Genomic DNA, 13,770 nt, shown 5'->3' on the forward strand with positions numbered 1-13,770 from the left:
CCTAACCTCATAATATTACATGCAATGAGATTTCCTAATGGTAATGGTTGTTACTATGTGGATTTACTGTTAAAACACCGCCATTTATTTGGCGGTATTTTAACTACTTGGCACGTCGTTGTTGAATGGTAATAAAAAGACCTAGTAAGTGATCAGTTGTCATCACACCGTTCCTTAAATCTTTTAAATGTGATTCTTGAATAACCCCTTCTTTGATTGCTTGTGCTATAAAGCTCTCCGTTGCTGTACGTATTGCTGTTGAATGTGGGTTCCATGCTTGAGGCAATTTTGTCTCCTCCTTCCTTTCTTCAATAATTAATTGGACTTTCTTTGTACTGCTACTAGGTATAATGACTTGTCCCTCAAATTTATAATTAGCTGGCATTTTCCAAGATATTGGTACCTCGAAATGAGGTCGATCTATACTACCTGTCCAATCTCCACCCCATATAATACTTAGCTTACGAGCAATAACTCCTACTCGTTTTAAAGTAGCTTCATCATACAAAGATTGTGGTGGACCAATTGCAATATCCCAAGCAAGTCGTGATGTATGATTACTATTTAATGTCCAAGTTACAATTTGTCCTGGTCTAGTTCGACCTTGTGCATATAGGTAATTTTGTCTTTCCTGAGAACGATATGTTTCAGTAATAAAAATATTTTTAATCCCTTCTTTATAGCATTCTTGAAATAATAATCGACATGCTATTTGTGCTACTGATAGCAACTGATCTAAATCTCTACAAGCCTTTGTAATATTTATGCTCATTTGCTGTCCTCCTCTCCAGCATGATCTTTTACAATTGCTAAAATATTTTTGATGAAATTTGGTGTTGGCAACCCCATCTTTGTTCCATTTTCCGTAATTGAAATAAATTCAAGGACGCAAAAGGCAATAGCTGCTCCGTCACCTGCATACTCAATCCCTGGAATCACAAAAGCTAATAAGTAAATAGAGCCTACCAACATCAAATAATAGATTTTTCGAATGATACCATTAACACCAATCCGACTATTTAAATTATGATTGACTATCCCTGATAGTATCCCAGTAATATAATCTATAGCCATAAATCCGATCAAAACAGTTACTGCGATTCCTAAACCATTTACTGAATATGAGATAAGAGTTCCAATAAAGCCACCCCATGTTGCTATCCATTTTTCCACTACACCACTTCCTTTTTGTAGAAAAAGCCTTCCATACACAAAAGTATGGAAGGCCTTAAGATAAGTACTAAAATAGTTATTCATATCAGTTATTTTCTTATCTCTCCACTTATTTGAGTAAACTCTTGCTTAATTTTTTGTATAAGTGTAGGTCTGTTGTTTCCAAAAGTTGCTTCAATGCTAAATCCTGAGGTCTCATAAATCTCTTTTATATCTGTTATTTGTGCATCCATTGAAATATTCCATTCAGAATTTTGAATTGTTATAACATCCCCTAAGTCATAATCCTTTTGATATTTAAATGGACTATTAGTTAGTATTTGTCCCTCCAAATACTCTTCTTGCATGAATTCTTTTAACTGTTGCTTTCCACGAGCAACTAAAGCTTCAGAAATTTTCTCATGTGATATTAATTGCTGATTATCATCAACTTCTGCAATATCTCTGGCATCAATAAAAACTTCATGACGTTTTGTTGATGAATAGTCACCTACCTCGATAATTCGCCTATCCACACCTTCACCTTGTCCAGCAACTATTGCTAGATTTTTGTAATTTAATTCACTTTCTGTGTAATGCAATGATTTTAAACTTTCAAATTGAGGTGAAAAAATGACCGGTGGATTTATTGATTGCCCTACTGTTAAATTCCTACCTTCCATCACATCGAATATCCATTTTTTATCTTTTAAATCTAGTATTATATCCCAACCTAACTTACTCGATAGAGAAAGAATGCTTATCTCTTCTGCTAAATTTTTAAATCTAGTTGAATAACTTAAATACACACCCCGTTGCTGATCCGTTTTTATGAACAAATGGGGTATTTTTCTTTTACTATTAGATGGATTCACAAGGTTTTGAGACACATAATGTTTCATTACAGTTTCAGCTGTACCTGTCTTACTATCATATGCATTATTTGTAGGTGGAATGGTAATACGCTGAGCAACAATCGATTTTAGAGAGTAACCTTTAATTAACCAGTTCTCTGTAATTTTACCACTTGCATCTAACTCAATTTCACGATGTTTAATAATAAAAACCTTATTCAAATCTGTTCCGATGAGAATAAGGTTATCTTTTAATAAAGTGTTAGCGTATTTTATATGGCGATTTATTCGCAATTCTATTGTTCCTACATCATACCATGAACGATTGAAAAACATGGATTCGTAGTTATCAATTTCAGCTAGGATGTCCATGTTTAGGGATAATATTCGAATGCTCTTTTTTATAGTTACTCACCTCTACTTCTTATACAAAAATATACAATAGTGTTACTCTAAAAATTATTTTGCTAAAATTTTTTTGCTTTTGCAAGCATTAATTCTAAATCTAATATACGTTGTTGATCTTGTTCTCTCTCATCTTTTAATCTTTTAAATGTTCGATTGGCTTTTCAAATAAATCTGGTTTTGATAGGCAAATTCAATTTTTGGGGTTTGGGGGATTTACTCTAAACTCACCAAAAGATAAATCTATATGTTCTATTTCATTAAAAACATATGATCATATCCAGCATATTCTCCTGTATCCAATATAAGCGTACCATTTGATACTGAATACTATATTCTTCAACCTAACTGTTTAAAACTCATTATTAAAACCCCCAAGCTATAGCTTCTAATGAAATTGTTTGTCCACTTGTTATCCCAGAGTAGTTTGCATTAACAGTAATAGAACCGTTTAATGTGGTTCCAGAAATCGAACTTCCATTGCTAACGTATAGCCAATTTTGATTGTTATATCCCATCCCACCTAATTGTAGTGTCCCACTTTTTACTCCGTCTACCAAAACTCCGATTCCACTAAGAGTATAAGGTCCGAAATATATGGAATTAATAACGATTATATATGCCTTTATTGTAAAGCCTGCGTTTAGTGTTATAGTAAATGTTTGCATAGTGGGGTTGCCAGATGACACAGTTCTATTTGCTGAAGTATACGCAATTTTAGTTTCAGAAGTTCCCGCTATACCAAAAAGATTAACACCTTTTTTTATGTTGCTCGCAATCAAGTTCGCATCTCCTAAAACGTTAAAAGCGTTATAGTAACCTGCAGCCATGCTTTGATTGAAAGTACCAGGTATAATAGTTCCTTTTGAACCATGATTAATCATAGACCCTGTAACTTCACCATTATCATTGGTAAATGTTTTTCCTGCTAGTACATCTGTTGAGGTTGCAGTTCCTCCCCCCCCTTCACCCTGTAATATAAAAGCCGTCCCATTATATCTTAATGTGTAAACACTATTTGTTCTTAGATTACCACCTGAAAGAAGGCTCCCATTTGCTTTTATTATATTTTTGGCACCTAATCCGTTAACATTTATAGTTGATGCCCCTGTATTTTGAATGTTAATCTTTACAGACATCGCCATACCTTCTGTGTATTGATTAACGTTAGGAATTAGTACTGTATAGGTATTTGTTAAGCCACTTGTAATGGCATAAGGTATATGCAACGTACCATCATTAATATGCATATTCAAAGCATTGTCATTAAAGCTTGGTAAAATGTTAGACCCTGCCCATGGACAAAGTGTATCTCTACCACGCTCATCCGTCACATCACTAGCATTTATATAAGTTTGCCCACCTATCACTTTAACTTGTGCTAATGAAATCTCGTAAAAATTGGCCGTTTGGGTTAATGCTGGTGCAACTGGTTTTGCGGAAGCTACTCCCTTTTTAATAAACGCTTTTACATATCTTGCCTCTGTACTTAAATCCATTCTAATAACTATTCTGTCGATACGACTATTACCGAGTGATTCTGTATCATGAAGTAATTCTTTTAAACTATCATTTTCATAATAGCGTCCTAATATAAATGCCACCCCTGTGTCAATGGTTGTCATCATATTAGATCCATTTGCTGCAACATGTAATTGATTACCAGCTGCCTTTAGAATGCCTGTATTTATTAATGTTTTAAAATAATCGGTAAATTCTTGTGCGCTGTATTCCCTATCGTAAGTACCATCTTCTCTTTGTACTGGATCAAAAAATTTATATTTTTCAGCCATTTCATCACATCCTTATACACTTAAATATCTTTGTTTAAACTTTACGTAAACCTCTGGATTTCCACTATCCGTTATAAAAGCAACCCTATTTTCACCAACATTTAAATGAAAGAAGGTAGATTGTAAATCAATATAGTGAAATGCATTTTCTTTAACTCCATTGGGACTCTCTATTTCAACTTGTTTATTCCCAAATGATGTATCAAGAAAAAGTTTGTAACCTGTAGGTATTTCTCGATTTACACGAATAAATTCACCTGTTGTTATATTGGTGATTTGGGGATTTTCAACAGGTCCTCTGAACTCAACTACGATTGGTGTCGGCACATCACCATTATTAATTAGCACTTTCGAGTCACCTCTTGTTGCAAAACGTACTGGGAAATAAAAAGGAAATCTAAAGTTGCTAACAAAGTCTTCCAATTTATAACTTTCAGTAGAAAATTCCTGCCAAAAAGGTGACGGGCACAGAAAATTAATAATAGTACGTTGGAATCTTATTCCATTATTCTCTCTCCCAACACCAAAAACGGGTACATTTTCAACTACAGCTTGAATTTCGCGTTTTGTATTTCCTTTAATGTAAGTGAGCTTTCCAAGACCAAATTTAGGGTTGCATACAGAAACAAGTAACTGCCGTTGTTTTATCATAGATAAATTATTTTCTGCTAATATTGACACATTTAAAGCTACTGAACGCTGTTGTAGGTAGCTGTCTATATAAGTACTACCGTCTTGAAAAGGTGCTGATTGTGTTTGAATATCAGCACTAACATCAGCTTTCCCCTCTATGGACTGTAACAAGAAGGGCTTCTGGTTGGAGAATTTAATAGATTGCCCCCGAGCATTTGTAAAAATAACTTCTTCAATCATCAAATCATCCCCCATTCCATTGCTAATTGACGTTGTACTTGTTTATTTTTTCGAGCAATTTCCGAAGGAGAAGGGTGACTATCGTATATATAAATATTTGTATCTCCACTCGTATAAGAGCGAGATCTATCAATCGACGTTGCGTGGGAAGAACTTATCCCTTGCTGACCATCCATATTGAATGCTAAACGCTGTGCTGCATTTGCAACCCTACCTGCCATGTCATCAATTCCTAAAATTAACCCTTGGCCTATATGACTACCAAAATTACTCATAATGGGTGAAGGACTATGAATATCAAGGTTTTTTCGAACTGTATTTTCAACACTATCTGTTAAGTCATTCATTACTCCTTTTAGATTATTTTTTCTCTCGGCCATACCAATTTCCCAGCCTTCAATTGTATTTCTTCCAATAGCCATAAATACTCGCGAAGGAGATTTAATACCTAGGATTTCCATTGCCCAGTTTGGAATAAGTCCTGCTAATTCTTCAATTTTCCTACGGACATTACCGAACATATCACCTATTCCAGAAATCAAACCTAAGACAATGTTTTTACCTATACTTGAGAGCTCAATATTTTTCAAAAATGACTGTGCCTCATTCCACTTTGTTTCGATTTTATTTTTGACGTCGTTCATTTTGTCTTCGACTGTGGATTTCATCTCTTCTATTTTCCTACCAGGCCAAGCCTTTATCTCTTCCCATATCCGAATAGTGTCTGCTTTCATTTCTTCCCATTTATTTGAAGCACCTACTTTAATATCATCCCATTTTTTTGAAGCATTATTTTTAAAAACTTCCCACTTAGAAAGTACTTCTCCAGTTTCCCAATTTACTTTATTCACATGTTCTTCAGCTTGGAGTTTTGCTTCATTAACAACCTTCTGATGCATAGACTCGGCATTTTTAATGGTTTCATCTCGTTTACGACCAGCTTCATCAATTACAGCTTGGGCCTCTTCTGCAGACATCGCACCTGTTTCATCTCGTTGTCTAACTGCCCACTTGTATGTTTCGTTGTATTGATCCTCAGCATCTCGAATAACATCTTCTTTTTGTTTCAAGGAGTTTTGGACAACTTCAGCAGCTTGTTCTGCTGAAATTTTTGAGGCTTCATTTTTCAAGCTTTCTAAAATAATCTTTTGCTCTACTTCACTATCTGAAAGATGCTTTATTGCATTCTCCTTCATCGTTTGTTGAATCAGATTAATTTCCTGTTGTTCTGCTTCAGTTATGGTTCTATTATTAGCAGCAGCATTTTGATAAATTTCTGTAATTCGAGCCTTTCCATCTGTAATAGCTTGTTGTTGCTCTGTTTGACTTTGTGCTACTCGAGCTAAAATATTTGCTTCCTGTTCTTCAGTTAGAGCATTACTTGAAGCAAAATGGTTCTGCATGGTCTCTAGTTCTTGAGCATGATCAGCTTGCATTTCGGCTAACACTTGATCACCCATCTCACTATAAATGGTTATCATATTTGTTGCCATTTCTTGTGTGACTGCTTGACCAGACCACGCTAGTTGATTAAGTGCCACTGTCGCTTGATCTGATAACTCCAAAAAGCTTCCTACTGACTCGGCAGTGGCTTCAGATACTTTATCTTTCCAATCTTCTACTTGGATAGATGATTCATTAAGATTCTTAGTTACTGCATATGCTGCGATTCCTAAACCTGCAAACGCAGCAACAGCTATGCCTACAGGATTCATTATTAATGCTAATGTAGCACCTAACGCCGTTGTAGCCCCACCTGCTGCTCCAATTGCCATTGAAAACCCACCGATTGCAGTCACGATTGATCCAATACTTGAAATTAATGTTCCCCCAACTACTAATAAAGGGCCAATAGCGGCTGCTAAACCACCAATAATAACAATTGTATTTTGTGTTTCAGAAGATAAACTGCTGAACTTCTCGATCCAGGGCACAAAAATATCAAGAACTTTTTGTACAAGGGGAATTAATACATTTCCGATGCTTATACCTACATCTACAAGCTGATTTTTCATTATAGCCATTTGAGACTCTGTCGTTTGATAACGCTCGGCTGCTTTATCAGATAATGCCGTATTTTCCTTCCAGGCATCAGTAGAAGAATTAACAGCTGATGTAAGTAAATCCGAAGCACCAGCCATACTCAAAAGTACATCAGTTTCATCACCATTAACCCCTAAATCAGCAAGCACATCTTTTAAGTTAGCTCCACCTTCAGATGATTCTGCTAACCCTTTAACCAATGCATCTAAAGCAGAGGCCGCGTCTGTTTCAAATGCCTTTTTAAAATCGGCACTAGTCATGTTAGCTACCTGAGCAAAACCAGATAAGCTTTCACCGCCATCTCCTACAGCTTTTTGAATCTTTTGCAAAACTGAAGTCATAGCCGCTCCACCAGTTTCAGCGTTAATCCCTAGGCTCGACATAGTAGCAGCTAGTCCCATTATTTGAGATTCGGTTAAACCAATTTTAGAAGCTTGCTCAGCAAATCCCATTCCCATCTTCATAATGTCAGATGCAGCAACACCCATAGTAGTACTCAAATCAACAATAGAGGAACCTAATCGATCAAAGTCTCCTTGCCCCATTCCTACAATATTTGCAAACTCAGCGAACTCTTTTGCTGCCTGTTCACGTGTCATCCCCGTTGAATTGCCCATATCAATAACAGCACGGGAGAATGAAATAAGATGCTCTTCTGCGATTCCTAGCTGCCCAGCAGATTCAACAACTCCAGCAATTTCAGTAGCACTTACTGGAAGCTCCTTAGCCATACTACGGATTCCACTTTCAAGCTTCTTAAAATTTTCCTCACTAGTGTTCACAGTTTGACGTACACCGGCAAAAGCACTTTCAAAATCTACAGCAGCATTAAGGGCATACACACCAAAAGCTTTGATAGGAGCTGTAATAGTAGACATACTTTCCCCAACAGTCTTTAACTTTCCACCAAGCTCCTGAAATTTATTCCATTTTGATGATTGCTCACTTAATTGCTGATCGACTTCTGTTAGCTGAGTATTTAAACGATTGTATTCAACAAGAGCTTCATTCACAGCAATTGCCTGTTTTTCTATTTCCTCGGTATTTGCTGAACCTGAGGCTATTAATTCATCATACTTTCTACGTTGCTCCGTAAAATTTAGATTTGCAGCTTCAACTGATCGCCTAAGAATATTTTGTTTATTTGCTAAACCTTCCACCGAACTTTCATATTCATTACCTAGTGCTTGTAATGCCCTTAATTCAGCTCCCATTGCTGTCAAATTACGAGTTAATTGTTCTATAGAGCCATTAAAATTCGATGTATTTAAATTAAGCTCAACAGCACTGATTTCTGCCATATTTCATCACCGCCTTTGTTTCATCACAACCAGGAAATTTCATCAGCTGTGACTTCCTCTATTTCATCATCATCAACTAACAATTCAAACCAAAAATGAATATCCATTTCGTCAATCTCATGTAGTTTATAACCCTCTTTTATCAATTTTCTATAAAATAATTTAATATGTTGATAAGGAGTTATTTCACTTACTTTCCCTCTTCATCATTTACGATGGTTTTTGTTTCTAGTCCTCCAATGTTTAGAACACTATTAAAAACTCGCATAATTTCATCTTGCAATCTTCCTGCCTCTAACCCATCCCAAACATCATCCATTGTGAATTGGTTCTCAAAAACATTGACAACAAAGGCAATCATTTCATCAAAAGTTTCAACAGAAATTTCATTCCCTTCTTGTCTCATTTTCTCATTCATTTTTAGCGCATTGCGAAACACTCGGGCTTTCACAAAGTCATTTGAAAATTGTTTTTCTTGACCATCAATTTTTAAAGTAATTTGCATTTTATTATTCATCCTTTCTAGTAACTTTCTATATTAGGGAAGAGAGGCTTGGGACTAAAGTGTTTTAACCTACAAAATTACCGAACTATCCTTTGAAACGCTCACGAAGTGTTTCGAATAGTTCGGTTTTTAATTACTATTTTTTGTTAATCTAGAGATTATTCAGCTTTATGAAGGTCTCAATTAGTTATGTCCTAGCCTATTCATTTAAGGAGTTACAACAGTTTCACTTGGTTTTGCGACAGAGTCAAAGAATGATTCAGCTGTCACCGTTACCCCTGCATCTCGTGTATCTACTGTATGTTTAATTACGCCATCGATTAATGGTAATGCTTCACCACCGAATGGATATACTTTGTAACCTGTTTCACCTTTCTTACGAGTCGAATTTGTTTCTTCACCTAATTTCAATTTCGCTTTTAATAGCCAAACAAGCTTAGTACCCGATTCAAAACCAATTGCAATTGGATTAGGTGTATCATTTGCATTTGTAATGATACCACCTTCTGCTGACTTCTTATGCCCATACCAATCTACTAGGACGTCAGTTGGTAAATCAGCTGTTTCCCCTGCAATTGTAATAGAATCCAATTGTGCTTCCTGATCTACTACACGGTCTCCTGCATCTAAATGTGCTTCTGAAAAGTTAGGTGTAAGTGTCATGGAAATAGGCATTGTTAATGTTTTAACTTCACCCCATGTTTCTGTTTGTTCATTTGTCATTAGTGCATAATGAATTCGTTTTAAGCTCAGTTTTTGTGGTTTTTCATTTAAAATTGTCATTTACATGACCTCCATATTTTTATTATTATTCTTCACACAAGACGAATTGAAGTACCCTGTTATTATGAGATTCGCCTACAATATAAGGCTCATCATATTCTAGAATCCGTTCAAATCCTGCATTTCCCATCAAATGTTTGATACTCTCTGCTAGCTGGTGATAGTTCAGGTTGGACCATACATTAACTTGGACAATCCGTTCAGTTTCAATTTCGTTTCCACCAGCTACAAAGATAGGCTTTGCACTTATTTCTAAAAAAGTGATGAATTGATTTGGTTTTTCGGATTCTTTAGGAAATCCATTAAAGATGATAGGCAAACCTAATGGCTCTAAAATAATAGGAATATGATTCATTAAATCCCTCATATTTATTTCTCCTAACTCTTTGAAATATGATAAAACTCAGTCCATGCTAGATTTTGAACATATTCCCCTTAAGTGAATGAAATATTGAACTCCTAAAATAAAGAATCATTTCAACTACAGTCATTCTGCAATTGTGGATTTTTTTCAAGCTAAAAACGCCTACTGACAATAACTCAGTAGACGTTTTCATTCGTTCTCTCTTAATCACTATTTTTCACCTCCTTTCAAAATATTTATTTTTACTAGCTATCTTTCAACCATATTTTTAATATCCGTCATACTGTTAAAAATACTTTGTTTCAAAGCAGACTCTATTTTCTTTAACTTCCTATACTGAAAACCATTAACCCTTCTCATTTCAAGATATAGTTTCCTTAATTCTGCTTGAAGTTTTCGTACATTATCATCAGTGTAAAAACAAACATACTCCCGACCACAGTTAGGGCAAGTAAAATAGTTTTTTTCAATCGTATGGCTCAGCCTCACGTTCTTAAAAGACTGAACATAGAATTTATAACCACATGATTTATTGCATTTTGCATAAATTACTTCCATCCAATCATCCCCTTATTATGAGTATTTGAAAAGACCACTCAATTTTGAGTGGCCTTCACCTAACACAATTCATGTAAAGTTAAAATTTCATATAACAAACTTCTACATTAACATCATATAACGGAATTTCTATACCTTCTATTCAATCATCTGAGTGTCAGTAAAAGGAAAGATACTAAAAAAATCCTCTGCTAATATAGCACTTCAATTAACCGAATTTTTATATTACCATCATATTATGGATTATCAATCATTTCTATACAATCTAGTTGGTGTCAATTAAGTGAAAGCTTAAATTGAAGCAATAGAAAAGACCACCTTTAATAAAAAGTGGTCACCACATTGTTTATATATTAATAAGAAAAACTAAATCAATTTGTTAGTTTAATTTCATGTGCAAATTTAATCATCTTTGCAATTTCTGCATGCTTTTTGTAAATATAACTAGCACTATAATTTAATACCTCAGCTATTTCTTCTAATGTCATTCCATCCACATATTTTAATTTTAATATTTTATGATTCAACCCACTAAATTTTCCAATAAGATCCAAGATTTTTTTTTGTTCCACAAGTTTAACTTGCAACTCTCGTTCAATTCTTTCAATTCGCTCTTCTAGTTTTGCTCCATCCGATTCAGCAGTGAGTTTTACCCTAGCCAAATCTCCAGTAACCCATCGTTTTAATTCTTTCTGTGATCGCTCAAGGTTATATTCCAAATAAGCAATTTCATCCTCAATTTGCTGATAATCTAGTAACCATTCGTACATATTTAACAACCACCCTTTTAGCTTTCTGAATTTTTACCTCTAATTTTCACATCTCCTAAAACACTTTTAAACGGTATTACACAGTAACAACTTATGTCTTCCCATTTCTTTTTTTACAATGATATTTATTAAAATTGCACATCTAACTCCCCCTATTACTTTTAATAATCTATTACCCATTTAACAAGTTATTTCCAATATAGTACCTTTAAACGGTACAGTCAAGAGGAAATACTTTTAAAAGGTATTAAAATATTTACAAAAATACTTTTTATCGGTATTATCATAATAAGGAGGTGATGAAATATGGATAACTCGGATAAATTAAAGAGGGTTTTCTCAAAAAACTTAAAACTTCAATTAGAGAAGAAGGGTTTAAATCAAACAGACATGGCAAGGGAACTAAATATACCTGAAACAACCGTATCTAATTGGATGAAAGCTAGTACATACCCTAGACATGATAAAATACAATTAATGGCAGACTATTTTAATATAAGACGTTCCGATTTAACAGAGGAGCAACCAACAAACTTAATAGAAGTACAACCTAACTTTGTAAAAATTCCAATTTTAGGTGTGATCGCTTGTGGAGAGCCAATCATTGCACAACAAAATGTAGAAGGGTATATGTATGAGTTTTCAGAATTACTGCCAACAGGTAATATTTTCGCTCTTGTGGCTAAAGGTGATTCAATGGAACCAACTATACCAAACGGCTCTAAAGTTCTTATAAGAGAGCAGAATGAAGTTGAATACGGTGAAATAGCTGCTGTACTTGTAAATGGTGATACTGAAGCGACTCTTAAACGCGTAAAAAAACAAGGTGACATGATTTTACTTATGCCAGATAACCCCAAACACGAACCTTATATAGTGGATGAGAATAATCCTGCAAAAATTATCGGAAAAGCTATTAGTTTTAAGGTTACATTATAATTTCGAATTCATTAAATATGAATAATTAACGAAAAAAGTAAAAATTTTTATAGACTAAGCTTGTCACTCAATTGGGTGACAATTTTTTATGGACTTATTTTTAATGTAAATTCGCACATACTTCAATAAGAGAGTTTTAACTTGCTATCACATTTTTATACTCATATAACATTAGAGGCTTTCATTTGATTTTTATTCAATGGTAGAAGTAGTATGGAATTGTAACGAAGGATTTTCTACATATCCACACTATTATATTAATGTAACAATTCCAAAGGAGGAATTTCGATGAATTATCAAAACATTACGGTTGCAGGTAGTGGTGTATTAGGAAGCCAAATTGCTTATCAATCTGCTTTCAAAGGTTTTAATGTAACAGTGTATGACATTAATGATGAGGCGTTAAAAAATGCACAGGATCGTATTACCAAATTAAAACCACTTTATCAACAAGATTTAAGTGCTACACAAGAAGAAGTGGATGCAGCCTATGCACGTCTTACATTTAATAGTGACTTGGCTCAAGCCGTTGCCAATGCTGATCTTGTTATAGAAGCAATCCCTGAAGTTGTGAGCATCAAAACAGAATTTTACACGAATCTTGGAAAAGTAGCACCAGCAAATACAATTTTTGCAACAAACTCGTCTACTTTACTACCAAGCCAATTTGCTGAAGCAACTGGCCGTCCAGAGAAGTTTTTAGCACTTCACTTCGCTAATACGATCTGGAAAAACAATACTGCAGAAATTATGAAACACCCAGGTACAGATATGAAAGTATTTGATGAAGTGATTGAATTTGCACGCGCCATCGGCATGGTACCACTACCATTGCATAAAGAGCAACCTGGCTATATTTTAAACTCATTACTAGTTCCGTTTTTAGATGCAGCTGAATCTTTACTTGTAAAAGAAGTGGCTGATCCAGAAACAATCGATAAAACATGGATGATTGGTACAGGCGCTCCACTTGGACCATTTGCTATTCTAGACATCGTTGGCATTAACACTGCTTATAACATTGTGGAAGCGAAAGCAAATGCCACTGGTGATGAAAACATGAAAAAATTAGCTAACCTCTTAAAAACAGAGTACATCGAAAAAGGTAAATTAGGTCGCGCAACAGGCGAGGGCTTCTACACATATCCAAACCCAAGCTTTGCAAAATCAGATTTCTTAAAGGGTTAATGATTAGAAAGAGCAATGGTCCTTCTTAAAAGGGCATTGCTCTTTTTTATTCATACAAAAAAATCCCAAAAATTAGGTGTGTTTTGAAATTCCTTCGTTGTCAGCTTTTCAATAATTTTCAATTTAATCTCCTGTTCTAAGTCTTCTCTATCCTGGTAACTTGTTTGGTGGAGACATTGCTTAATTTTTGGAGTAAAATTTTGGATAATTATTAGCATCTCCTCATTCATATTGTTCTGCAT

14 protein-coding genes are annotated in these 13,770 nt (G+C 34.8%); 2 read left to right on the forward strand and 12 right to left on the reverse strand.

Going from position 1 to position 13,770, the window contains the following annotated elements:
• Window positions 1-103 precede the first annotated feature (103 nt).
• The 11 genes from PSR12_RS18695 to PSR12_RS18745 all read right to left on the reverse strand — a co-directional run bounded on the left by PSR12_RS18695 (window position 104) and on the right by PSR12_RS18745 (window position 11,401).
• On the reverse strand, window positions 104-772 hold the full coding sequence (locus tag PSR12_RS18695; RefSeq protein ID WP_274770079.1) for a M15 family metallopeptidase: 669 nt from the start codon (window positions 770-772) through the stop codon (window positions 104-106).
• Window positions 769-1,173 (reverse strand): phage holin family protein, encoded by a 405-nt coding sequence (locus PSR12_RS18700; RefSeq protein WP_221681242.1) that lies wholly within the window; start codon window positions 1,171-1,173, stop codon window positions 769-771. Before PSR12_RS18700 ends, PSR12_RS18695 begins: the two co-directional genes overlap by 4 nt.
• An 89-nt stretch (window positions 1,174-1,262) precedes the next feature.
• The gene (locus tag PSR12_RS18705; protein ID WP_446720660.1) at window positions 1,263-2,411 is read right to left on the reverse strand and encodes a siphovirus ReqiPepy6 Gp37-like family protein; all 1,149 of its coding nucleotides are present in this window, start codon (window positions 2,409-2,411) and stop codon (window positions 1,263-1,265) included.
• Between the two features lie 365 nt (window positions 2,412-2,776).
• Entirely contained in the window at window positions 2,777-4,204 is a 1,428-nt protein-coding gene (locus PSR12_RS18710; protein WP_221681240.1) for an autotransporter outer membrane beta-barrel domain-containing protein, read from the reverse strand.
• 12 nt (window positions 4,205-4,216) lie between these two features.
• A complete protein-coding gene (locus PSR12_RS18715) occupies window positions 4,217-5,077 on the reverse strand; it encodes a phage tail family protein (RefSeq protein WP_255601290.1) in 861 nt (286 codons plus the stop codon).
• A complete protein-coding gene (locus PSR12_RS18720; RefSeq protein WP_274770081.1) occupies window positions 5,077-8,421 on the reverse strand; it encodes a phage tail tape measure protein in 3,345 nt (1,114 codons plus the stop codon). The genes PSR12_RS18715 and PSR12_RS18720 overlap by 1 nt, the downstream gene beginning before the upstream one ends.
• A 190-nt stretch (window positions 8,422-8,611) precedes the next feature.
• Window positions 8,612-8,926 (reverse strand): phage tail assembly chaperone G, encoded by a 315-nt coding sequence (gene gpG, locus PSR12_RS18725; protein ID WP_221681238.1) that lies wholly within the window; start codon window positions 8,924-8,926, stop codon window positions 8,612-8,614.
• 207 nt (window positions 8,927-9,133) lie between these two features.
• Window positions 9,134-9,709: a major tail protein gene (locus PSR12_RS18730; RefSeq protein ID WP_221681237.1), complete on the reverse strand. Its 576-nt coding sequence runs from the start codon at window positions 9,707-9,709 to the stop codon at window positions 9,134-9,136.
• Window positions 9,710-9,734: 25 nt separating this feature from the next.
• Window positions 9,735-10,076 (reverse strand): hypothetical protein, encoded by a 342-nt coding sequence (locus PSR12_RS18735; protein WP_221681236.1) that lies wholly within the window; start codon window positions 10,074-10,076, stop codon window positions 9,735-9,737.
• Between the two features lie 246 nt (window positions 10,077-10,322).
• Window positions 10,323-10,631 (reverse strand): hypothetical protein, encoded by a 309-nt coding sequence (locus PSR12_RS18740; RefSeq protein WP_221681235.1) that lies wholly within the window; start codon window positions 10,629-10,631, stop codon window positions 10,323-10,325.
• Window positions 10,632-11,002: 371 nt separating this feature from the next.
• Window positions 11,003-11,401, reverse strand: a complete 399-nt coding sequence (locus tag PSR12_RS18745) for an ECF-type sigma factor (RefSeq protein WP_221681234.1) — start codon at window positions 11,399-11,401, stop codon at window positions 11,003-11,005.
• 306 nt (window positions 11,402-11,707) lie between these two features.
• Here PSR12_RS18745 and PSR12_RS18750 point away from each other — a divergent pair, with 306 nt between their 5' ends.
• Both PSR12_RS18750 and PSR12_RS18755 read left to right on the forward strand, forming a co-directional pair.
• A complete protein-coding gene (locus PSR12_RS18750) occupies window positions 11,708-12,340 on the forward strand; it encodes a LexA family protein (protein ID WP_221681233.1) in 633 nt (210 codons plus the stop codon).
• 288 nt (window positions 12,341-12,628) lie between these two features.
• Window positions 12,629-13,528, forward strand: a complete 900-nt coding sequence (locus PSR12_RS18755; protein ID WP_257520448.1) for a 3-hydroxyacyl-CoA dehydrogenase — start codon at window positions 12,629-12,631, stop codon at window positions 13,526-13,528.
• A 50-nt stretch (window positions 13,529-13,578) separates the two neighbouring features.
• Here PSR12_RS18755 and PSR12_RS18760 read toward each other — a convergent pair whose 3' ends face one another.
• Window positions 13,579-13,770, reverse strand: coding sequence for a hypothetical protein (locus tag PSR12_RS18760; RefSeq protein ID WP_274770082.1), 192 nt, complete (start codon window positions 13,768-13,770; stop codon window positions 13,579-13,581).

Origin of the sequence: Lysinibacillus sp. G01H (assembly GCF_028872195.1) — a bacterium.
In the GTDB taxonomy this organism is placed as follows: domain Bacteria; phylum Bacillota; class Bacilli; order Bacillales_A; family Planococcaceae; genus Lysinibacillus; species Lysinibacillus capsici.